Source organism: Pseudoalteromonas sp. bablab_jr010, assembly GCF_016464105.1.
Taxonomy (GTDB): Bacteria; Pseudomonadota; Gammaproteobacteria; order Enterobacterales; family Alteromonadaceae; genus Pseudoalteromonas; species Pseudoalteromonas simplex.
Genome location: NZ_JACDWV010000082.1, coordinates 35,105 through 60,339, shown reverse-complemented (window position 1 = coordinate 60,339; position 25,235 = coordinate 35,105). Strand labels below are relative to the sequence as shown.

13 protein-coding genes are annotated in these 25,235 nt (G+C 41.2%); 2 read left to right on the top strand and 11 right to left on the bottom strand.

The window, feature by feature from the left end; all coding sequences use genetic code 11:
* Nucleotides 1-26 precede the first annotated feature (26 nt).
* The gene (locus JIG37_RS07490; RefSeq protein WP_199529087.1) at nt 27-2,903 is read right to left on the bottom strand and encodes a discoidin domain-containing protein; all 2,877 of its coding nucleotides are present in this window, start codon (nt 2,901-2,903) and stop codon (nt 27-29) included.
* A 72-nt stretch (nt 2,904-2,975) separates the two neighbouring features.
* Nucleotides 2,976-5,822, bottom strand: a complete 2,847-nt coding sequence (locus tag JIG37_RS07485; RefSeq protein ID WP_138602118.1) for a TonB-dependent receptor — start codon at nt 5,820-5,822, stop codon at nt 2,976-2,978.
* Between the two features lie 461 nt (nt 5,823-6,283).
* Here JIG37_RS07485 and JIG37_RS07480 point away from each other — a divergent pair, with 461 nt between their 5' ends.
* Entirely contained in the window at nt 6,284-9,382 is a 3,099-nt protein-coding gene (locus JIG37_RS07480) for a glycoside hydrolase family 2 TIM barrel-domain containing protein (protein WP_199529086.1), read from the top strand.
* A 49-nt stretch (nt 9,383-9,431) separates the two neighbouring features.
* Here JIG37_RS07480 and JIG37_RS07475 read toward each other — a convergent pair whose 3' ends face one another.
* The 3 genes from JIG37_RS07475 to JIG37_RS07465 form a co-directional block, all read right to left on the bottom strand.
* Complete coding sequence (locus tag JIG37_RS07475; RefSeq protein ID WP_199529085.1) at nt 9,432-11,426, bottom strand: discoidin domain-containing protein; 1,995 nt, start codon at nt 11,424-11,426, stop codon at nt 9,432-9,434.
* Between the two features lie 282 nt (nt 11,427-11,708).
* On the bottom strand, nt 11,709-12,110 hold the full coding sequence (locus JIG37_RS07470) for a VOC family protein (RefSeq protein WP_171043846.1): 402 nt from the start codon (nt 12,108-12,110) through the stop codon (nt 11,709-11,711).
* On the bottom strand, nt 12,103-12,750 hold the full coding sequence (locus JIG37_RS07465) for an HD domain-containing protein (RefSeq protein WP_054553661.1): 648 nt from the start codon (nt 12,748-12,750) through the stop codon (nt 12,103-12,105). Before JIG37_RS07465 ends, JIG37_RS07470 begins: the two co-directional genes overlap by 8 nt.
* A gap of 135 nt (nt 12,751-12,885) precedes the next feature.
* Between JIG37_RS07465 and JIG37_RS07460 the strand changes: the two genes are divergently transcribed.
* Nucleotides 12,886-14,076, top strand: coding sequence for a class I SAM-dependent methyltransferase (locus tag JIG37_RS07460; RefSeq protein ID WP_138618615.1), 1,191 nt, complete (start codon nt 12,886-12,888; stop codon nt 14,074-14,076).
* On the opposite strand, the gene JIG37_RS07455 is transcribed toward JIG37_RS07460, so the two are convergent.
* From JIG37_RS07455 to JIG37_RS07430, 6 genes are all read right to left on the bottom strand, one after another.
* Complete coding sequence (locus tag JIG37_RS07455; protein WP_054553663.1) at nt 14,073-14,369, bottom strand: PilZ domain-containing protein; 297 nt, start codon at nt 14,367-14,369, stop codon at nt 14,073-14,075. The genes JIG37_RS07460 and JIG37_RS07455 overlap by 4 nt on opposite strands.
* Nucleotides 14,370-14,377: 8 nt before the next feature.
* Nucleotides 14,378-14,791 carry a response regulator gene (locus tag JIG37_RS07450; protein ID WP_316247579.1) on the bottom strand — a complete coding sequence of 138 codons (414 nt, stop codon included), beginning with the start codon at nt 14,789-14,791 and terminating at the stop codon, nt 14,378-14,380.
* A 72-nt stretch (nt 14,792-14,863) separates the two neighbouring features.
* Nucleotides 14,864-18,754: an ATP-dependent RNA helicase HrpA gene (gene hrpA / locus JIG37_RS07445; RefSeq protein WP_166339724.1), complete on the bottom strand. Its 3,891-nt coding sequence runs from the start codon at nt 18,752-18,754 to the stop codon at nt 14,864-14,866.
* Nucleotides 18,755-18,823: 69 nt separating this feature from the next.
* The gene (locus tag JIG37_RS07440; protein ID WP_199529084.1) at nt 18,824-19,663 is read right to left on the bottom strand and encodes a peptidylprolyl isomerase; all 840 of its coding nucleotides are present in this window, start codon (nt 19,661-19,663) and stop codon (nt 18,824-18,826) included.
* A gap of 91 nt (nt 19,664-19,754) precedes the next feature.
* Entirely contained in the window at nt 19,755-23,441 is a 3,687-nt protein-coding gene (locus JIG37_RS07435) for a translocation/assembly module TamB domain-containing protein (protein ID WP_199529083.1), read from the bottom strand.
* A complete protein-coding gene (locus JIG37_RS07430) occupies nt 23,441-25,168 on the bottom strand; it encodes an autotransporter assembly complex family protein (protein WP_054553667.1) in 1,728 nt (575 codons plus the stop codon). The genes JIG37_RS07435 and JIG37_RS07430 overlap by 1 nt, the downstream gene beginning before the upstream one ends.
* Between the last annotated feature and the right edge of the window lie 67 nt (nt 25,169-25,235).

Sequence of the window (25,235 nt, the reverse complement as noted above, 5' to 3'; positions counted from 1 at the left end):
TAACGAATAGTGCTCCTTAAAACAGTTTATGGATTTATACGTACAGAGAACTCTGCCGCAGATGCCCAAGCACCACCACCTTGCTCCTCAAGAGCAACAAATTTAACGTAACGCCCATTTGTCGCTGGAAGAATGGCTGATTTTACATCACCATTTGAAGCCCATTCACCTTGTGCAATAGGCTCACCAAATTCAGTTGCGGTTTCACTTACGTACACTTCATATTTAACTACAGTACCATTACCGCCACCTGGGCGAGGCGTGTAGTCAAATTGAGCAACCTCATAAGACTGCCCTAAATCAATAACAACGTCGTGTGGGTAAGTAACTGAACTGTCACTCCATGAAGTGTGCCAGTGCGTGTCAATATCACCATCGAATGCAAGCTCAAGTTCATTTCCAACCTCAGCAGCAGAACTTGATGTTGCAGAAACTGTGCTCATATCAATTGCTTGAGTTAAATTAACTCCCACATTTAATTCTCTTGCTGCCGCCCAAGGGTTACCACCGCGTTCTGCGAGTGCAACAAACTTAACAAAACGACCTGTTACATCATTAAACGTCACCGTTTTAACATCGCCATTATCAGCAAAGCTGCCACTTGATACAGGTTCGTCAGCAAAAGCCTGCTCATCTTCGCTTACATATAACTCATACTGCACAACTGTACCATTACCGCCACCATCTCGTGGCGCATAATCAAAGCGATTGACAGCATAATTCTCACCTAAGTCGATGACCACCTCATGTGGATAAACAACGGATGTATCATCCCAATTGGTATGCCAATGCGTGTCATCTTGGCCATCAAAAGCAAGCGCCAACTCATTGCCTGGTTGTGCAGGAGATGTTGATGAGTAGCTAAATGTCGTATTATCTAAAAGCGTACTATTTACTTCGACCGCTTCAGTAGCAGGCTCTTCAACAGGTTCATCTTCATCACCTGTGCCTGAGCCATCAATAGGTTCATATACGTTGCCATCATCAATGCCGACTCGCAGCTCAGCAGCTGAAGCCCATGCACCACCACCACGCTCTTCTAAAGCGATAAATTTAACAAATCGACCTGTTACTGGGCCAAAGACTTCTAGCTTCAAGTTAGTGTTATCAGCCCAGGTACCTGAATGAACCTTTTCACCATAATCAACTGACGACTCTGAAACATAAATTTCAAAGCTAACAATCGTTCCGTTGCGTCCGCCGTCTTGGCGTGGCGTGTATTCAAAGCGATTTACATCAACTGTTTCGCCTAAATCGATAACAACTTCATGAGGATACTCTTGCATATCATCACCCCAAGAGGTGTGCCACATGGTTGAATCATCGCCATCAAAGGCATATTTTAAGTCATTACCCGGTTGTGCAGGTGTGTTGCCCGTGACTACAAAATTAGCACTATTTAGCATGCCATTTTCTTCGCCATCATGTGTAGCAGTTAAACTCAAACCCTCAACATCAGAGCGTGCAACAACAAGGATTGTATAAGGCGTCTCTTTACGTACATTTACAGCAACGATGCAAGTTTCATTGCTCGTGCCACCATAGCCGATACATTCTGCATTATCAGGGTTAGCAGCTTCTTTTGCAGTGACATAAATATCTGCATCACCAGCATTACCACTTAGTTCTACGGTTAGTTTATTTGCAGAATCTATAGCCATGACCTCATACAGACGCGTTTCTCCTTTACTCATTGCGTCAATTGTCATAGCTTCACCACTAATTAAAGGCTCTGATTCAGTATCAAAAAGTACTGTATCATCATTATTTGTAAGTCCAGCCGCTACAGTGCCTGTATAACTAGTAACTTTGCCAAGAATGTTTTCAAGTTGTAACTCAACGACAGCATCTGTCGCAATCGCGCTGAAACTTGCTTCACGCGCTGATAAATCTTGCCCGCTACTAACTACCTCACCATTGACGATAACCGTGTATTTGTACATAGGCGTAGATGTTGCCGGAATTGACCAACGAATACTTTGAGTATCAATAGAGTCAATCGTTGCTGCCAAAGGGCTATTTTGCGGTGAGAAAGAAGAATAAGGACGAGATAAAACATCTGCTGCTTCAATTTCATCAGGAGAAATACTGCCGCCAGAGCTCATCCGATAATATTCACTTGTTGATGTCGCATCATAGCTTTCATTGTATGCTGCAGTTGCTTCCTCTTGAATGACATTAAAATCTGCTTTAGTAAACCCAGCCCAAGAACCATCCAACTGACGTTTATGACCAGCGGTAAATAATGCAGTGCGGGTTTGATCGCCCGTCCCCAGCCAATCCTCTACAAACGAGCCTGTATTGCTATTAAAGTAGACATTTTCAACTGGGTAATCCATGGTGACTATATGTGTCCAAATACCCGTTTCTTTATCCATTGACCAATAGCCAAATTGCGTATGGCCATCTTTTTGCCAAACTTTAGCCACCAGCGTATACCAATGATCAGGCTGCCATCCAAGTTCAAAATTCCATGATTTTAACCCTGTACCTTCGCCACCAAAGTTCTCTACTTTAGTACCTGCACCTTGATATGGTGCAGTGATAAGTTCACCATTTGAAGGATCCCACAAAGAAAATATAAAATTACGGCCATCGGGATGATCTTGTATGCCAGCATAACCGCCCCCTTCCATACCTGCGTTCCAATTTAGAACCGAATAGTATGTATATGGTGTTAAACCTTTTGCCGGAATATACACATCTTGCATGATGATGTCCCCAGCCGCGTTATCATTAAAGCGCAACCATACTGAAGGGGCTCGATCAATCGATCCCGGGGTTGCAACAACTTGCTTTCCTGTAGATCCAACTGAGCCTTCAGGCTCTTCGGTCCCGCAACCGAACAGTGTTGCTGTTATTACCGCAATACTGAGCACAGATAATTTATTTGTTAAGCTCATAAATTTACTCACTTATATTTATTCTTTTTAAATTAGGCAATACAACTATTGCCGTGAATTTATCTACTGCTATTAAAACCTGACATTAACCCCAAAGGTAAATAGGCGCCCAGCACTATCAAGTTTATGAACCTGATCAGAGCGAGAGATATAATGCCAGCCACGTTCATTGGTTAAGTTATTACCTGAAACATTTAAATTGATTGATTCAGTAATATCGTAACTAGCACTGAAGTCTAACTGGCCATAGTCTGCAACCCACTGCGGGCCACCCCATGCATCTGCATTTGCAACATATTCATCGCGCCAGTTATAGGCAAAGCGTAATTGAAAGTCATCCGTCTCGTAGTACACGACTGCGTTATAAGAATGCTCGGACATTCCTTGATAAGGAAGACCAAGGCTTCTAAAGTCGTATTCAGGATGATCTTGAGGAACCTGATCATACCCTGAGTCAACATAGGTGTAGTTAAGTTGCACCCCTAAATTATTAAATGGCGCTGGTAGTAATTCCGTAAAGGCATGCTGATAGGCAATCTCATAACCTTCAATGGTACCTCCACCGTCACCATTGATAGATGACTGTACTTTGAAGGTTTCTCCATTGATATCTATTGATCCATTTTCACCATTTATGACAAATGACTCGATATCTTTATAAAAATAAACAGCAGTGAGTGCACCGTTCTCAGAAAAATACCACTCAAGAGCTAAATCTGCTTGATTAGCACGAAGCGGTTCGAGTCCAGGATTTGAGGCGTGATATTCCATTTTATTGAAGTTGATGTAACTCCAAGCCTTGAGTGATTGGATACTTGGGCGAGTAATTGCTTTTGAAGCTGTTGTTCTAAGTAATAAAGTATCTGTTAAATTTAGTTTTAGATTTAAACTTGGTAATACATCCGTATACGTATCCTCAAATTCCACAATATCCTGATAATCTTCAACTTTACCTTCGTAGCTTGGATTACCTTGTTTATCAGGAACAAATACAACTTTGTCTAAATTAAGTGAATAACCTTGGCTACCTACAGTTGTTTCAATAGCCCGAACACCTAAATTTAAAGCATAAGGAAAGCCAAAAACTTTGTCTTCTATATTCACGGATGCGTAAATTGCATTGGTTTGCTCATTTACTTCATATGAGTCTTTAGGGCGCGGAAGCGCTTTAATTAACTGATTAGCAGCTTCCGGACTAATAGATTCATAAAATGCGAATAACTCATCGTAGTCAAAACGAGGCCACGGATTAGGGTGCTGACCGGGTTCACCTTTAAAGAAGTTCTCAAAGTCACCATCAATTAACACACTTTCAGGGAGTCTAAATAGGTCAAAGCCGTTAATATTTTCAACTGATGAGTAATCTACGCTGAAGTGATCATAACGTTCAGAATCAAGTTGCGCTCCAGCATTACTAAATGCACTGGCATTTTCTGACGAATTAACATTTGTGGTCTTCGTTTGATCGCCAATATTTAAACCAAAATCGATTGATTTGATCCAATCAACATTTGGCATCCACTGTGCGTCAATACGAAGTTCATTTACGACATCTTTAACACCTGTTCCACTGTTATAACTGTAGTGGGCGCCAAAAGGAGAGTTCGCAGTTAAGTTAGGAGAAATTGATACATCAGGTAAAAGGTTATTACCTGATTTATCTAGCATAATTTCATCAACAAAACCACGTGCTACAATGTATCTATTGTGACCATCATTTTTATTTTCTGAACTCGAGTGCGCAACATCGAATGCAACACTAAAGTTATCAGCAACAAACCATTTTGCATTCACACCAACTTGATACGTTTCGGTAACTCGAGGCGACGATACATTAAGTATTTCAGCCATCGCTCCAGTACCAAATAAAGTCATTTTATTAACTAAACCCTCATCATTAAAACCAACATCTTTAACGCCAGGTATGCCTTCGGTCCAACTTTCATCATATGTAACAAACGAAATTTGCGACTCTGTTGCATCCGTTTTATATGATGAATAAATGCTATCAAAATTCATTTCAAAGTCAGAGTTCGGGATCCATTGTAATGCTAAACTTCCGCCAATACGCTCACGAGTATCTTCTTGGTTACCATAACGCATATAGCCCGGTATGATTGAGCCCCACTCGTTATCAACTAACGGATCAAATGCCCCATCACCATTCACATCTTGGCGAACCGTAATATCTGACTCCGTTGTTTCATTCCAAAAGCCTTCACCTTCATAACTGTCGATCCTTAAAGTTCGCTCAGAATAAACTGCAGTGAAAAGGGCACCAAATGTGTCGTCGAAAAACGTGTCGCTTAATAGAAATGAAGCTTGAGGTGTTACATCTTCGGTTCGATCTTCGTAAATACCTTTTATAGAACCTGATGCCGTGAAGCCATCAAAATCCATCGGTCTACGTGTTTTGATATTGATAACAGATCCAATTCCACCTTCTTGAGTGTGTGCAACGGGAGACTTATATACTTCAACGCCACCTAACAGCTCAGCTGCAATCAAGTCGTAATTAAAGTCACGGCTGCTATGCTCTGAAGCCATACGTCGGCCATTTATGGTTGTAATGTTATAGTCCCCACCTAAACCACGCACTGTGACATTTTGCCCTTCTCCGGCATTACGCGTAATCGTAATACCCGAAATGCGTTGTAATGCTTCGGCTACGTTTTGGTCAGGGAACTTACCGATATCTTCAGCAACAATTGCATCAACAACCTGTATTGAGTTTTGCTTAATAAATAAAGATTCTTTCAAACTGTTACGAATACCGCGAACTTCAATTACCTCAACAGCATCATCGTCAGTCTCTTTTAGTTGTGGGTCTTGCTCATTTGCCGCTAATGCGACTGCTGAGGAGGTCGAAAGTATCGAACCTATGAGCAAGCTTAGGTACTTCTTATTGTAATTTACCATTGCACTTCTCCGAATTAGTTATTCCATGAAAGAACATCTGTAGATGTATAACAATTAATTTACACCTTTCGAAAGAAAAAAATCAATAGAAAACACAATAAAACTTTCATTTTCTTTTAATTTAATGGTCGCATTTTTATCGCTAGATAAAAAACTAGTTAAAAATCAACACTCAATCAATATGGAACTAAAGGGAAAATATTTGGACTTAAATCGAAAGTCTTCGAAAAAGGAACTACGTAAGTAAGGTACCTCACTAGAAGCAGGATAAGCATAAAGTAACAAAATTGAATCTATTATCAGCTGAAGCAGCCATTTTTGACTGACAAGAGTTGGACTTTCAACTTCAACATGATTCTTTTTAATTTTTACAAATAAAACAACAAAGTGAATTTGAAATATTTTGAAAGGCTGATAATCTAATTTGAAATATTATGAAACAAATTAAGGTGAATCAATTTATGATTAACTTAATAAATAACCGTGTTAGTTTAATCAAACGAATGTTAATCGTCTGTCTTTGGTCTAACTTTGCCTTTGCAGCACTTAGCAATGATTGGGAAAATCCAAAAGTTGTCGGAATAAATAAATTACCCGCTAGGGCAAGCTTTTTTCCCTACACCGTTGCAAATTTACAAGCGCCAGATCAAGCGCAAAACTATTTGAATTTAAATGGTATCTGGCGTTTTCATTTATCTAAGAACCCCGCATCAAGATTGAAAGACTTTGAGAGCCCTACTTTTAATGATAGTGATTGGTCAACAATCAAAGTGCCAGGAAATTGGGAGTTGCAAGGTTATGATCGTGCTATATACGTTAACCACCCCTACGCTTTTGCGAAAAACCCGCCTTTTATTCAACAACACGACAACCCAATTGGCCATTACCGTAGAACATTTAATTTAGATGAACTGTGGACTGATAAGCGAGTAATTCTACATTTTGGCGCCGTTAAATCAGCGTTCTACCTTTGGGTAAATGGACATAAGATAGGCTATAGCCAAGGAAGTAAAACCGCTGCAGAATTTGATATTTCTGATTATGTAAAGTCAGGGTCAAATACACTGGCAGTTCAGGTGTTTCGCTGGAGCGATGGTAGTTATTTAGAGGCTCAAGATTTTTGGCGGATCTCCGGCATTCAGCGTGATGTATACCTGTACTATACACCTAAAGATTATATTGAAGATGTGTTTGTAAATGCCGGCTTAGTTAATAACTACAAAGATGGAAATCTAAACCTTGCTGTTGATTTAAGCCCATCAAATAAAGAGCAGACACTGCAAATTCAGCTCAAAAATCCTAACCATGAAATCATTTTCGAAACCCAGCAAACTTTAGCCAAAAAAGAGCTCAGCCAAACAGTTCAATTCAACAAACAATTTAAAAATATAAAAGCCTGGTCTGCTGAATCGCCCACTCTTTACGAATTAAGCATATCACTTTTTGATAATAAGAAGCTGTTAAGTCAATACGTTAAGAAAAAGATTGGCTTTAGAACCTCAGAAATTAAAAATGGCCAACTGCTTATTAACGGCCAAGCTATTTTGATCAAAGGGGTCAACCGGCATGAGCATGACCCTATTACAGGGCATGCCGTTTCCCGAGAAAGCATGGAATTGGATATAAAACTATTCAAGCAATTCAATATTAATGCCGTGAGACTCGCTCACTATCCTAACGATCCTTACTGGTACGAATTATGCGATAAATACGGCATTTATGTGGTTGATGAAGCCAATATTGAATCACATGGCATGTATTATAATTTGGCAAAGGGCCACACATTAGGAAATAACCCCGACTGGAAAAAAGCCCATCTTGCACGAATTTCGGCCATGGTCGAACGTTCAAAAAACCATCCTTCAGTAATCATTTGGTCGCTTGGCAATGAAGCTGGTAATGGCTACAATTTTTATCATGGTTATGACTGGGTAAGATCTCGTGACCCATCTCGTCCTATCCAGTACGAACGCGCTGTTTTTGAATGGAATACCGATCTCTATGTCCCCCAATACCCTACTCCGCAATATCTAAAAGAATACGCCGAGTCAAACCCTGAGCGCAGTATGATCATGAGTGAGTATGCGCATGCTATGGGCAATAGTGTGGGTAACTTTGCTGACTTTTGGCATCAAATACGTAAGTACGACAAGTTACAAGGTGGCTTTATCTGGGACTGGGTTGATCAAGGTATACAAACCACCACCTCTGAGGGCAAAACTATCTATGCTTACGGTGGGGATTTTGGTGTTCCAGGCACTCCTTCAGATGGTAATTTTCTTTTAAATGGTATTGTTTTACCTGATCGCACACCGGAACCTGCTCTATATGAAATTAAAAAAGTTCATCAATCTGTTTTGTTTTCTTTCAATGACAAAGAGCTAACTGTATTTAATGAAAACTTTTTCAAAAACCTCAACCATTACCGTTTAAATTGGCAATTGATGAGCAATGGTAAGGTGTTTAAAGAAGGCCGCATCAATAAACTTGAAATACCACCACAGCAATCCGCTAACTTCACGCTTAACTATTCAACTCCAAAAGAAATCAATGATGAAGTATTTTTGAATGTAAGTGTAGTGACGCGGCTTGATGAGCCACTAATAGGAAAAAGTTTTGAAATCGCAAAAGAGCAATTTTTAGTACAAACAGCACGTGCGAAAGAACAACAGACTGATTTAAGAAAACTCAATGTTTATCGAACCGTTACCGATAGCGAGATTATTGGTAATAACTTTGTAGTAAGATTTAATCACGCGCGAGCAGAGTTAACAGGCTATCGCTTTAACGAGGTTGAATTAATTAAAACACCTGCCAGAGCCAACTTTTGGCGCGCTCCTACTGATAATGACTTCGGCGGAAATTGGCAAGATAAGTTAAGGGTTTGGAAATACGCCTCAGACCGTCAACAGCGTACAAAATTCACTTTAGTAGAAGCTGAAAACCAAGTTGTTGTTACCACTGAGTTTGATGTGCCAGATGTTTCTGGAAAATTAAATATTATTTATATCATCACAGCTGATGGCAAAGTAAAGGTCGATTACAAGTTCAGTTCATCTATGCAAGATATGCCTATGATCCCTCGCGTCGGTATGAACTTGGAATTATTTGCCGAGCTTAACAATATTACCTACTTTGGACGGGGACCACAGGAAAATTATCGTGATCGACATACCGCAGCACATGTTGGTTTATATCACTCTAAAGTGTCACAGCAATATCACCCTTACATCAGACCGCAAGAAAGTGGCTATAAAACGCAAGTACGCTGGATTCACTTGACCAATCAACAAGGTGTAGGATTAAAAATTACTGGTGCACCTCATTTTGGTATGAGTGCTTTACACTACAGGATCAGTGATCTAGACCCCGGCATGCGACGAAGCCAAACACATTCCGGTGAACTTCAGCCTCGTCCACTCGTTTCACTGAATATTGATTATGGGCAAATGGGTGTTGGCGGCGTTAACAGTTGGCATACAACAGCACTGCCAGAATACACGCTGACAGCCTCAGAGTATGAATATAGCTTTACTCTGCAAGGAGTTAACATAAATTAAAATGTTGGATAAGGGCTCTTTTGAGCCCTTATCTCTTATATGGTATCAATTACTTATAAACAGCAATCTCTGCTGCACTTGCCCAAATGCGACCATTAATTTCACTTTGTGCGACTAAACGAATATACCGTGCAGTAACAGGTGCAAACTGTGTTTGCTTGATTTGCGTATTCGCAGCCCATGTACCAACAGCGATGGGTGAGCCAAAGTTGATACCATCGTCACTCACATACACCTCATAGTCTGCAATAGTGCCGTTTACGCCAATGGTTCTTGGTAGATAGGTAATTTTTGAAAAGCTTTGCGGGTTACCTAAGTCTATATCAACCGAGTGAGGGTACTCAGGCACTGTGCTGCCAGACCAATTCGTGTGCCAAATGGTGGCTGGATTATTATCAAAGGCGTAGATAATTTCTTCGCCAAGCTCTGCCTGCGAGTCGCTACTCACAACAAAGCTCGAACTATCAAGTTTTCCAGTGTGATATAGCTCAATCTCTGCCGCACTAGCCCATACATTCGCGTTTACTTCTGACAAGCCAACCAATTTTATAAAGCGCGTTTGCGTATTATTAAGTGCAACCACTTTGCCTTGTTTGCTGGCATCCCAAGTACCCGCAGCAACTAATTCATCATAGGTTACACCATCATGACTTACATACACTTCATAGTCTGCAATTGATCCATTTTCGCCCACAGCGCGTGGCGTATAATGAAGCTCTGACAACTCATAGTGTTTACCAAGATCAATGATGACATCGTGAGGGTAACTAGGCACTTGTGGAGTTGACCAACTGGTGTGCCACAGCGTGGTTTTGTCTCCATCAAATGCGTTTGCCAATTCATGATAAGGCTCTGATTGCGAGTTAGAACTTACCGTCAATGTGGCGCTGTCGATCAGGTAGTGTTGTGCTGACGTATTATCAATCGTGACAGTCGCTGAGTGCGAAACTGTTCGACCGAAAATATCTTCGAGGGTAATGATAACGTTGTCATTTTCACTCGCAATAATATCTACTTGGCGCTTTTCTGGTTGGCTTGCTGATGCAACGAGTACGTTGTTTATCATCACAGAATAGCTAAATTGAGGGGTGCTCGTTTGCGGCACTTGCCAACTTACGCTTCGCGTAGTGGCATCAGTGATGGTGAACTCAATATTAGGTTGATTGGGGGTATCCGCTACATTGTTTCTTGTTAACGGAAAAAGTGAATTTCTCCCGCAAAACGCTGTCAAGTTACCATATGCATCCGTACAGGTTTGATTGCTAATACTTAACGTAGGTGAGGTTGTCCCGCCAGTTGTCATAGTAAAATAACTTGGGTTTGCGCTTGCATCATAGTTATTGTCGTAATTACGTTTTGGTTGGTGTTGGACAACACTAAAATTTGCAGAATCAAAGCCAATCCAGCTACCATTTTCGAGCTTTTTATGGCCATTTTTGAGCCTCACAGTTCTCGCGTTTTCGCCGCTATACCACCAATCTTCAACAAATGACCCTGTTGTCGTTTCAAAACGTACATCAGCTACAGGGTAATCCATGGTCACCAAGTGCGACCATTCTCCAGCAGCCTGATCATGCACCCAATAGCCGAAATGAGTATGTGAACCTACCGGCCATGCCTTTGCCACTAAGGTATACCATTGGTTAGCTTGCCACCCTAAATCAAAGTTCCATGTTTTTAGCCCTGTACCCTCACCGCCAAAATTTTCAGATTCCGTACCATGACCAAGATAGCGGGCTACAATTGGCTTTGAAGAGCTGCGCGGATCCCATATGGAAAATATGTAATTGCGGCCATCAGGGTGATCTTGTATGCCAGCATAGCCCCCACCTTCCATGCCCGCATTCCAGTTAAGCACTGAATAGTAGGTGTACTTAGTAAGTCCATTGCTAGGCACATACACATCCTGCATGATCGTGTTACCGCGACCTACATCATTAAAGTTAAACCAAATCGACGCGGCCCTGTCTTCAACCGTATTAGCTTGGGCACTCCAACTACTCAACATACCGACTACTGCCAATTTTATTGTCATTTTTCTCATGCTAGCTCCTGTAAGTGATAAAACTTAATTTCTAGATTCTGTGGACTTATCCTTTAGTAGCAATAAAGAACCAAAAAATATAAACCACCGAGTAATTAAGGTTCAAAAACGAAAGAATCGCAAATAAAAAACATAAAATGAAACAAATTGAAAGTTAATAACAACGTAAAAATGAGTGAAAAAGCCGTATGAAGGATAGTGAAAAATGTATTGCTTGATTTTTATAAGGCGAAGCGGCATGAAGGTTAAAATACACTATGAAAAGTGCATTTATTAAAACCTTTAGGTAAGAGCTGATTTTATAGCTTCATAATCATGAGAGGTTATTTCATGGCTGTTACCAGCACAATCTTTAAAGTACATTGAGTAAGTAACACCATGATCGGCAACAACAGTTTTAATATCAAGCTGAGCTAGATGCTCAAGCCATGCTAAAAACTGTGTTGCATTTGCGCCAAAAGCAATACCTTTGCTTCTACCGTCAGCTTCAAACAGTGCCAAACGAATTGTTTTTGCTTGATCTTCTAAGGTTAAAGGGCCTTTTCCCTCATCCCAAAATGCAAGTTCCGGTATCACATTAAAACCAAGTACTTGTTGATACCATTTTACAGCAGCCGCTAAGTCATCAACATTTAAGTGGCAATGATCAACACCACACAAAGCTGGAATAGCCATGTTACTCACCTATTTCTGTTTTTAACTGCTCTAAAAAATCGAGCATGTAATCTGTACGTCGTTTGGCTTCATCTTTTGCTGATGGCGTGTTCATACTCTCACCAATGTGTAACAGCTTAATAAAAAAGTGATCGAGGGTGTATTTTGTATCGTCAGGTTCGCGGTTTAAACAAAATGGATCGTCTTTATGATACAGATAGCGACCAATTGAGCCCCCTACTTTCATGCAGCGGCTCACCCCGATTGCACCTAATGCATCCATTCGGTCTGCATCTTGCACAATTTGCGCTTCGACACTTTGTACTTTGATATTGGCACTAAAGCTATGTGCGGCAATAGCATGATGAATAGCACTAAAATACTGCTCAGGATAATTAATTGAGGCTAAAAAACTTAGCGCTTTGTCTGCGGCCATGGTCGATGCTTTTGCCCGATCTGGGTGGTTCTTTGCAACCGCAACACAATCATGTAACCAAGCTGCGGGTAACACCACGGCCATTTCTGCCTGCTCGGCAATACACAATTGTTTTGCAACCCTCACTACTCGTTCGATATGACTAATATCGTGTGCGACATCGGCATGGAGTAAAGACAAAATAAAGTCTCGACATTGAGTTTCTAACGCTGCAAAGTCTATTTTTGGCTGCATATACTGGCTATCACCATTTACTGATTGAAATTATGCTTACTTTAGCGTGGTTGCTAGATTTGTTCAAAACATTCATTGTATGTTTGCCAGTGCTTCATTAAACTATGCCCCCTTTTGTTTGACGCGAGAATCCCTATGTCATCTGCTATTTACCTGCAAGCTGGACGAGAAAAATCATTAAAAAGAAAACACCCATGGGTGTTCTCAAAAGCCATTAAAAAAGTAAAAGGTAAGCCAGGACTAGGTGATACTGTCACTATCTATGACAATGACGGCAAGTTTTTAGCCATTGCAGCTTACAGCCCGCAATCGCAAATTCGCGCTCGCGTATGGAGCTTCGATCAAAACGAAGTAATTGACCAAGCATTTTTTGAAAAACGTTTACGCCGTGCCTATGCTGCGCGTGAACAGGTGATCAGCGAAGGCGGTTTAACGGGTTTTCGTTTAAGCGCTGCTGAGTCTGACTACTTGCCAGGCATCACTATCGATAAATTTGATAATGTATTGGTGTGCCAACTACTTAGTGCAGGTGCAGAGCGCCATAAAGGTGAAATTGTTGCTGCACTGATGACTATTTTTCCGGGCTGCGATATTTATGAACGTTCAGACGTTGATGTACGCACTAAAGAAGGCCTTGAGCCAATCAAGGGAATACTTTGGGGCAAGGAACCAATTGAGCCAGTCATCATTGAAGAAAATGGCTTAAAACTCGAAGTAGACATTCTTGAAGGCCACAAAACTGGCTTTTACTTAGACCAACGTGATAGCCGTGCAGCCCTTGAGCGCTTTGTTAAAGACAAAACGGTATTAAACTGCTTTAGCTACACAGGTACATTCTCGCTATATGCTTTGCGTGGTGGTTGTAAGCACGTGACTAACGTTGATGTATCACAGCCAGCGCTCGATACAGCAAAGCGTAACGTTGAGCATAACAACCTTGATTTATCGAAAGTTGATTTCGTAAAACAAGATGTTTTTAAGTTGTTGCGCCAATACCGTGATGAAGGTGTGCAATTTGATACTATTGTTATGGATCCACCAAAATTTGCTGACAACAAAGCGCAGTTAACCGGTGCCTGCCGTGGTTATAAAGATATTAATATGATTGCGATGCAAATCTTAAAACCAGGTGGCACTTTACTTACCTTCTCGTGCTCTGGATTAATGGAACAAAATTTATTTCAAAAAGTGGTTGCGGATGCAGCCCTTGATGCAGGTAAAGACTTGTTGATCATGGAACGACTAAATCAAGCTGCCGACCACCCGATTGCTGGCAGCTACCCAGAAGGCTTTTATCTGAAAGGCCTGATCTGTAAGGTTTACTAATTAAAACTTACAATTTCTAACCCAGCACTCAAGGAGCCATCTTGCTCCTTGGTTGCCCGAATTACACGGGCTGTTGCATCAAATGAAGTAATCGCCGTGCTAGTCGAAGCAATTAGCACCCGATAAAGACTACCAATTTCTAAGACTTCATCAAGGTGTATTGCCAGCCCTGTTGCACTTAAATCAGTACACGTAACCTGAATTTCTTCGCCATTAACTGCATCTAATGGGATCAGTTTTGCAGGGGTATGAATTTGCATGCGGCGAAAATCGCGTTTCTCCTCATGAAACATATGGCCTCCTATACCAGTGTTTTTATTTTTTCTATTAATGTTTTAACAGAAAAAGGCTTCACTACATAGGCGTCGCAACCGGCATCAAACCCCGCTTTTTGTTCAAGCTCGGTTTCAAGACCAGACACCATGACAACAGGAATTTGCGCTGTTTCTGGGGTGTTTTTTAGTAAGCGGCACGTATCATAACCATCTAAGCCTGGCATACAAACATCGAGCAGTATAGCATCTGGTGGCTCCGCAATGGCAGACGTTAAACACGATGCGCCTGAATTTGCATAACTTAACGAAAACTCATTTCCAAGGCTTGCTTTGAGCATTTCAAAATTAAAATATTCATCATCGACGACCAAAATAGTTGGTCGCGGTCGATTTACCGCCCGTTCAGGAACTGAGATTGGTCTTTCCTTTTCAATGCCCACATAACCTCCTTTTAGCATCTGTGTTTTAGCGTCAAGCAAGGAGGTGACACCTCCATTGCTCATTCCTTAGTATTATAACTCAGATTCTTTAATTGCGTTTAAAACACGTTTAGCAGATACAGGATAAGGTGTCCCTAGTGTTTGTGCAAATAAAGAAACACGTAACTCCTGTTGCATCCAAAATATCGCACTGATCTCTTCAGGAATTGGCATTCCCTTAGGGATTTTGTTCGCTAGTTTTTGATATTGCTCGGCTACTTTTTCAAGCTCAAGTACACACAACCTATCGCGGTTAGGGTCAACAGGTAGCTTTTCTAAGCGGCGTTCAATGGCTTTTAAGTAACGAATTAAATCCGTCATCTTTGCTGCCCCATGCTGGCTAACAAAGCCTTTGAACACTAAGCTTTGTAACTGTGATTTAATATCACCGTGCGCTGTTATCATGGTTAGATCAACGCGTCCTTTCATCCGTTTATTTAAGCCATGTGCAATACTTAGCACTTGCTCTACTTGGGTGGCAATCTCAACCACCGTGTCACCAAGCTCACCACGAATTTGCTCTTTCGCTTTTACAAACGCATCTGCAGTGCGGATGTTGCCATATTTAGTTAGTAGGCTATCGACGGCTGCAGCGATACAGTCATCAATTAAGTCATTGACCTTACCAAACGGATTAAAGTACAAACCTAATTTAGATTTATTCGGTAAATTTTGCTGTAAATACTTAATCGGTGATGGCACATTTAATAACACTAAGCGACGTAAACCTTGTTGGTGCGCCTGCTGAGCTTTGTGTTCATTATCAAATAACTCAACCGCTGCTGAGTCTTTTTTATCCACCAGCGCTGGAAACGCTTTGATTTCGTATTGACCTTGCTTTTTCACGTAAGAACTTGGTAACTCACCAAAACTCCACTCGGTCAAATCAGCTTTCTCTATGCCCTTGTCGGCTACTTTCGATAAGGTATCCGTTACCTTACCTTGTAACTGAGCTTTTAGTTTAGATAAATTTAACCCGCGAGCGAGTAACTTATCGTGTTCATCGCGTACTTCAAACTGTAAGCGTAAATGCGGAGCAAGGGTTGATAAATCCCATGCATCTGGCTCAACACGCACACCTGTCATACGTAATAAGCGCGTGCTAATTGCATCAATTAAGTTGCCTTGCATCGGCTCGATTGCAGCAAGTACCGCATCGGCGTAGTTTGGCGCAGGCACAAAGTTGCGACGGATCGTTTTTGGTAGCGACTTGATAAGCGCACAAATTAATTCATGTCTAAATGCAGGAATATGCCAATCAAAGCCAGTTTCTTGCACTTGGTTTAACAGTGCTACCGGAATTTGTACCGCAACACCATCAACGGCTTGGCCTGGATCAAAATGATAAGCCAGTGGTAATAACAAGTTCTCTTGCTGCCATGTATCTGGGTAATCGAACTCGGTGACATGATCGGCACCATGCTGCATTAATTCTTCTCGAGACATGTGCAAAAAGCGCTTATCTTTTTGTTTTTGTCCCTTCCACCACTTATTAAACGCAGCACGATTATTTACATCTTGCGGAATTTTCTTGTCGTAGAATTCAAATAAGGTTTGTTCATCAACCAAGATATCACGGCGGCGAGATTTATTTTCAAGAACCTGAATATCTTCAATTAACTCTTGGTTATAGTGTAAAAACCCTTCATTTTGACCCAGCTCTTGCTCTACCAACGCCGAGCGAATAAACAACTCGCGACTTACTTTTGGATCAATATTGCTATAAACACAGCGGCGCTTATTAACAATTAATAGGCCATACAGGGTTTGCTGTTCAAACGCGATAACTGCACCCGGCTTTTTCTCCCAATGCGGTTCGCTGTAGCTGCGCTTTACTAAATGCTGTGCAAAGCCTTCAACCCATTTTAGGTCTATGCGTGCGTTGATCCGCGCATAAAGTTTGCTGGTTTCAACAAGCTCAGCCGACATAATCCATTTTGGGCTCTTTTTAAATAATCCTGAGCCTGGAAAAATATGGAACTGGCTGTTGCGTGCGCCTTTATAAATTTGTTTTTCATCTTTAAAACCAATATGACTTAGCATACCGCTCAATAAAGATTGATGGATTCGTTCGCTATCAGCAACATTGGTAGTGGCCTTCATGCCCATTTCATTACACACCGTTGATAGCTGATAAACAATATCTTGCCATTCGCGAATACGCATATAGGCTAAAAAGTCTTTTTGGCATAACTTTCTAAATTGGCTATTGCTCAATTCAGATTGCTGCTCTTCAAGGTAATTCCATAAATTTAAAAAGGCGATAAAATCTGAATCTGGATCGTCAAAACGGCCGTGCTTTTCATCCGCTGCACCGCGTTTTTCTTGTGGTCGCTCTCTTGGGTCTTGAATCGACAATGCCGCAACAATAATGATCACTTCACGCAGTGCACCTAAGCCATCGGCAGTCAGCACCATTTTCGCTAAACGTGGATCAACAGGTAAACGGCTTAAACTTCTGCCTGATTTAGTAAGCTCAGTCTTTTTATGACGTTTAGCTGGCTTAATGGCTTCGAGTTCTTCAAGTAGCGTTAAACCATCGTTGATATTTCGGCTATCTGGCGCTTGCACGAACGGGAACTGTTGCATGTCGCCAAGCCCTAAACCAAGCATTTGCAAAATAACAGAGGCTAAGTTGGTGCGTAAAATTTCAGGATCAGTAAACTCTGGACGCGAATTAAAGTCGTCTTCGCTGTATAAACGAATACAGATACCCGCTTCAATACGACCACAGCGGCCTTTTCGCTGATTGGCACTGGCTTGTGAAATTGGCTCAATCGGTAATCGTTGTACCTTGGTACGATAGCTATAACGGCTGATACGCGCGGTACCTGGGTCGATAACATAGCGAATACCCGGCACCGTTAGTGATGTTTCAGCCACGTTGGTAGCTAAAATAATATGACGGCGGCTATGCGGCGCAAAAATTCGGTTCTGTTCAGCGTTTGATAGACGCGAATATAGCGGTAAAACATCGGTGCCTTTGAGGTTTCGCTTTGATAACGCATCGGCGGTATCGCGAATTTCTCGTTCACCATTCATAAAAATCAGAATATCGCCGGGACCTTCATCACACAGCTCGTCAACGGCATCAAAAATACCCTGTAATTGGTCACCATCCGCTTCCATCTCATCTTTATTGATTTCAGTAGTTGGTCTGTAACGAACCTCTACGGGGAAAGTACGACCTGATACTTCAATGATGGGTGCATCGTCAAAATGTTTAGAAAAGCGCTCAGGGTCAATTGTTGCTGAGGTAATAATAACTTTTAAGTCAGGACGTTTTGGCAGTAAATTTTTTAAATAGCCTAAGATGAAATCGATATTCAGACTACGTTCGTGGGCTTCATCGATGATGATGGTATCGTACTGGTTTAGGTATCTGTCTTGTTGAATTTCAGCCAGCAGAATACCGTCTGTCATCAATTTAATGTAGCTATTGTCAGAAACTTGGTCACTAAAGCGAATTTTAAAGCCCACTTGTTGACCTAGCTCGCATTGCATTTCTTCTGCAATACGATTCGCGACACTTCGAGCCGCGAGTCGACGAGGCTGCGTGTGGCCAATGTATCCATCAACACCGCGGCCAAGCTCTAAACACATTTTTGGGATCTGCGTCGTTTTACCAGAACCTGTTTCACCGGCAATGATCACCACTTGGTTATTGGCAATCGCCTGTTTAATATCATCTTTCTTTTGGCTAACAGGAAGTTGCTCTGGGTAGGTCACTTTAGGTAAGGCAGTCAAACGTTGCTCGCGCAATTGCTGCGAACGGCTAATATCTTCAGCTATTTTTTGCGCTATGCTCGCTTGCTTAGTTTCATCGTTGATTTTTTTGATGCCATGAAGGCGTTTTTTGAAGATGAATTGATCTTTGCGTAAACACGTTTTTAATTCGCCAAACAGCGGACCTAGGTTAACCACCCGATACCCTTATATTTCTTAACCAATAGACTGATATTGTATCAAATAATCTATCAGGTGGTCATGGCTTTATTTAATCCGTTCGGTTGGAATTGGCATTGCACACACATCGATAAAATTGGGGCTTTCAACAAACCACGCTTCTACTCGGTTTTTACGTGCTTCAATGAGGGCTTTAAATGCATTTGAGTCTGTTTTCATCACCCGAAATTCACTGTTATCAGTGTCTTTAATATCTGCTAATACTTGCATATCGGTGATGGGGTTAAATGCCTGACCTTCAGTGGCTGTTCGCTGCAATAAATTAAAGTGTTCCATGCCTTCTAAAACACGACCAAACACGGTGATATTACGGTCTAAATAGCGCTGGCTATTGCCAATGGTTACATAAAATTCGGTACCACCCGAATTGATATCATTATCGCGGGCCATGGCAAAGACCCCTGGGCAATGTACTTGCCATGTTTCTGTTTGGCTTTGGTTTTGTGCCACAGCAAAGCCATTTAAAAAGCCCGTTTTAGTGGCATAGCCATCAGGCCCTTTAAGCTCTGTAATCGCTAAAGGCGTCTTTGTGCGTAGATAAAACTCAGCAGGTAACCCTTTTTTGGCATTTTTAACGGGTTTACTTTCGCTAGCATCCCCGCCCTGCGCGACAAACCCTTCTTTGGCAAGCTGTCGCATGTTATTTGCGTGAATGGGCGCTAATTCATCGTTTAGTTCGATATAAGCCGCACCCGTAGGTAAGGTTAATTTAATGACGTTTTCGGCACTGACTTTTCGCCACTCACTACTACTTGCGGTCATAATGATTTCGCCAGCAGAACGTTTTTGACTAGTTTCTTTTGCATCAACATCAATTGGTGCAGCTAAGAAGGCACCAAGGCATAAGGTTAATAGACTTAATTTCATTATTATTATCTTTTAAGTAATTGACAATTCAGCCTATTAACTTAAACCTAAATAAGCAAGTAAAAGCGATGTTTAATCACAAGCGTAGGTATTAGTCCCAATCAAACTTGTAAAGAATATCAACATTTTGATTCAAGCCACTGGTCACCTCAATATACAGTTGCGACAGCAGTTGATAGCGAACCGCCACTTCACTTAATGAATCAAAAATACCGACACTGTATTTAACTTGAATACCTGGAGTAACATAGCCAGATATTTCAACTTTAGTGTCATCGCCACTACCACTTGAACTTAAACTGACATCTGACAAACCAAAGCTTTCGCCAATCTTAGAAACCATTCCTTCACTACGGTTAACACCTTGGGCAAGCAATAATTGAGTGAGCATCGCATCGGTCGAGCTATCTCCTTCATCAAGAGGTTGCCCATTTAATAAATAAGCCAATGCTTGTGCTTGATCCATCGCAGGCTCTGAGAATACTTTTAACGAAGGTTGTTCAACATTACCTGTTAAGGTAATACCTGCAATCACGCCATTCGAGGTGTTATCAGGGTTACGAATTGCCTTAATATTTAGGTAAGGCTTCTCAATTGAGCCGCTAAAACCAACTTGTCCAGTTCGGATTATCAAATCTTGGCCAAATGCGCGGTAGGTGCCCTGAACAAGGTTCAATTCACCCGTTGCTATCATCGGTGTAACTTGGTCCATGCTGATGTTGATGTCGCCTTCAACTTTCGACTGTAAGCCAAACGAGTCAACGCGCACATCATTTTCAACCAACACCTTTAAGTTAATAGCATAATCAAAAGGGACTTTTTCTGACTGTTGCTGCTCAATATCAACAATGACTTCATCATCGCTGACTTGCACAGCACCTTCCGGCAGCTCTTCAATGGCGATACGCCCCCATGGCACGACGACTTGGCCATCAAGATTAAACGCATTATCTTTCAACGACATAGTTAAATCTGGAGACACTTTAAAGGTAACATCTTGCTGAGCACGAACAAAAAACTCTTTACCATTTAACCTCACATCAACGTCTGGTAGTTCTTGCTGCCAATCAATCCCACCTGACAAATCGAGCGCGCCTCCTTCAGCATCTTTGAGCTCCCCCTTGAGCGTTGCACTTTGATTATTAAAGGCAATGTTCACATAAGAGTTTTGCAGCGATACAGGCAAGGTTACCCCTTCAAGATTGATTTTTTCGACATCAAAGTCACCATTGAGTAATGGTTCTTTCAAGGTGCCTGCAATAGCTAATCGGCCTTTAATGTCGCCTGTTAATTGCTCAAGTGACGAAATAAAAGGCCGTAAGTTTGTTAACTCAATTTTCTCAATAACCAAGTCGCCCGCTAAGTTCTGCTGATTTTGAATATCATCAATGTTGAGCTCGGACGTCACTTTACCTAACACAGAGGAGTCAAGGGTAGCATTAAGTTTACCAACTTGCGCGTCACTCATTGCCGAGACCTCTAAAACCTCGACTGGTAATTTATAAACATTTGCCCCATCAATTAAAGATGCTTCTAGCTGCTGAGTTTTGATATTGGCACGGATGGTTTTTAATGCGCCATTATTCCAATTAGCAACAAACTCCCCGTTTGCATCGCCAGTTACTTTCAAGTTATCGGGTAAGAAGTGTTTAAATTCAGCAATAGATAACGCAGCAAGCTGTGCATTTAACTGACCTAATTGTTTAGTTTGCTGCAAGGTCTCAAAGCATAGTTTTGAGTTATCGCTTTGCCAGCAATGCGCGCCTACATTAAAGTCAAAGGTTTTGGTATTCACTTGAATATTAACTGGCTTATTAGTGCCAAAACGCACCTGATTATCAGTAACAAGAATTTGACTTAATGCACCTTGCCAAGTTTCTTTATTAAATTTACCGTCAACATCGAATGATGCCTTGCCTTGATCTGCATCGAGTAAAAAAGTTAAATGGTGATCTGTTTTATCGCCACTGGCATCTAACTCAATTTGATTAATTTTGTGCTCTGCGATCGATGCGGAATCAAGCACCAGTGATACATCCGTTTGCCAGTTTGCGGCGTAATCAAATTGCCCTTTTAATGTTAAACCGTCAACCTGAATATCTTGATAACTCAAGGTATTCAGGACTAAACTTAAATCAACAGTAGGCTCAAGACGCTCTCCACGCAAACTCAGATCAGCAAAGCCCTTGCCTTGCATAGGCAAAACATCTTGATCACTTGCATCTAAACGCAATTTACCGTCGACACGCCATACTTTATCCACCTGTCCCGATAACGCAATTTCATTTTTACCGCTTTTTATTTCAAGTTTTTTAAAACTTGCATGCAAGCTACTATCAAGCTCAAAATCCGACAACAAAGTCACTGGAATTTGATTCACAGAGCCATTTAATTGCGTGTTATCTAACGCAAGCTGCCACTCACCTGCCTGTAAGTTAAATGAACCATTGAATTCACCAGATAAATCACTACTAAGAGCATCCGTTAAATATTGGGCTTTTAAGTGGCTTAAAGCCCCTTTAAATTCGCTTTTTACCCCATTCGACCAATCAACAGATGCGTTAATATCTGCTTTACTGTCATTAGCATTGAGGCTTAATTGCTCAAGTTTTGCATTTGTTAAACTACCCTGTAATTTTGATTTCACAGTCATCGCAGGTAATGCGTCTAGTTGCGTGACTAAACTCAAATCGACAGCATAAGCATCGGCATGGCCTTTGGCTTTTAAATCAAAGTCCGATAATTGCAGCTGCTGTGTGTCTGTGGCAATTTGCCACTTTGCTATCTGGCCTATTAAATCAAATGGGTAATTTGTTTGTTTTAGATTCACAGCCCCTTTTAACTGTGCAGGGTATGTTCCTTGCGTTACTAAACTTAACTTTAAATCCGCAAGCGGGCCTGAAAGCGACAGATTAGCTTGATGTTCAGTGCTTTTTACAGACACGGCCCCCTCAATAGTGTTTTCACCAGAAAGTTCAGCCGTTAAATTAGTATGCAATTGCCATTGCTGATAGCTTGCAGCAAGCTTTTTAAGATTAATATCGCTCTCTTTGGCTGAGGCAACCAATTCAATATTTTCAATAAGCTGAGCCTGTTCTGCGCCATAAGGGGTAATGGCAACTTTACTTATTTGAAATTGCTTTAGCTCAACATCAATCGGGACCCTAATATCAATTGCGGGCAATGCTGGCAACTCAGTTAATGGGGCTGATTTAGGCTGCTCTTTTGTTTCGTGCAGCATTACAGCAACATCAGCAATAGTCAGTGTATCCACTGTTAAATCCGATGCTTCGCCGCGAGCACTTAAGTTTAGTTTGTTGACTGTTACATCGGCACTCGGGTGCGCTAGATTAAAGCGATTAATTGCAACACGCTTAACAACAACCTTCATAGGTAAACTAATTTGTGTGACTTGCTCAACATTAGGTTCTGTTTCAGTGCTCTGCTCAGTTGATGCAGCCTGACTTTTAATATTTAAATCAATCGACTGGGCGCTTAAATTATCAAGACAAACCCCATCACAACGCCACCAAAATAAATCAATTTTTAGCTGCTTTGCATCAAACTTAATGCTTTGATTTTCAAAGTGAACGTCAAACGCATCGTTATATAAAAAACGACCAGATGGCAACTTGATTGATAAGCCATCAACTAACTTATTCGCCGTGAATGCAATAAAGTGATTACCAGGCGCGGTGAATAACAAACAAAACACAATAACTAGCAAACTTGCCAGCGTAATTAATAGAACCTTGGTTATCTTTTTTAACATCTTCATTAGATTTCAGGCCCTATGGTAATACTTAATCGGGTACTTTTACTTTCTTTTGTTAAACCCCAAGCATGGTCGATACGTACAGGACCAACCGGTGTTAAATACCGAAAACCAAAGCCAGCACCGACTTCGACGCGGTCGCTAAAATCATTTGTTGCGGTACCACTATCGACAAATAAAGCTGCTCGCCAATGCTCGGCAAATTGATAGTTATACTCAATTGTACCGCTTATTAAGTATTTACCACCAATTAAACGACCTTGTTCATCTTCTGGTGAAATAGATTCATAAGCAAAACCACGGACACTTTGATCCCCCCCCGCATAGAAACGAAGCGATAACGGTACGTCATTAATATCTTCAACCAGCATGGCACCTAAATTAGCTCTTAAGTACAGTAAATGACGATCGGCGAAGGTATTCAACCATGCGTTTTGCAGTTGTAAACGTAGGATATTAGTTGAAGACATCATGTCCTCTAACCCAAATTCAGCTGACAGCAGCCATTGGTACCCCTCGTAAGGAGTCGTTCCGCCCTCAGTGTCTTTTTTGGCGTAGCTGATACCCGGCATCAACATTTTTGCACTTTGTTCTTCTTCTCCAATTCGGTAGGTTTCATAATCACGGCGGATAAATGCGGTTCGAACCCAATCATCTTCGGTTAACCACTGGCGCTGTAATTGGCCAGTTAAAATTTTACTGTAAAGGTCATTTGTTACACCATCTTCGAGTTTATAGCCTAACGAAAAACGCCAAAGATCATCATTAGGGTCGTCTACTGGGACGGTATAACCTAGCGAAATATCTTGCTGCCTCTCTGACACATTTAAGTTGCTTTCAAGATAATGACCGTCTTCCGTTATCCATGGCTTAGTCCATTTAAAGCGAACTTTTGGGCCAAAATCAGTATTAAAACCGCCACCCACTTCATAGCTATTGGCTGGTTTATGTAATACGTCAACATTAACAGGCACTTGGTTGTTTTTACGTTTTGCAATGTCTGCATACACACGGACACTGGCAAAATAAGGGGTGCTCGACAGTGCTAGGTTGTAATCAGAAATGTCAGTCGCTTTATATGGCTGACCTTGTTTAAATTCAGCCAGCGAGCGAATGTATTTTTCAGCCGGGGTCTCAGTACCAATAGTGATATCACCAAACTGATAACGAGGCCCAGTATCGACATTAAAAATAATCTTTGCGCTATTATTTTTTAGCGATACCGCCAATTTATGCTCATGCCATTTTGCATCAAAATAACCTAAGTCTAATAGTTGGCTTTCGATGCGCTTTCTCGCGGCCTCATATTTGCCGTGATTTAAAAAGTCACCTTGTTTGATTTTGATGCTGTTGACGGCAGACATAAATTCGGCGTCATCTTTACCGGCACCTGTAATGGTTACATTGATATCTGCGATTCGAGTAACAGGACCACGCTCAACATCGACAATTAATAGCTGTTGTGCGTTATCAAAACTAATTTTGATAGTCGGCTTATAATAACCAAGCGCTTTTAAACTCATTTCTACTTGGCTTTTAGCATGACGCTTTAATGCCTTTGAGGTTTTTTCATCAATTAGTTGCTTAATGTAAAGCTCAACGTTTTTTTCGAGCTCACCACTGATCCCCTGAATTTTGTAATCTTTAATAACAGTTGAGGCACTAATCGCGTGCTGGCTGTATGAAAAGCAGAAAAACACAAAGACAAAAAAGAAATGCCGAGTATACAAAAAATATCCTTACTTTTTTGGAAGAGTCATAATCTAAAATGAGTACAAAAAGATACTAGCACAGTGC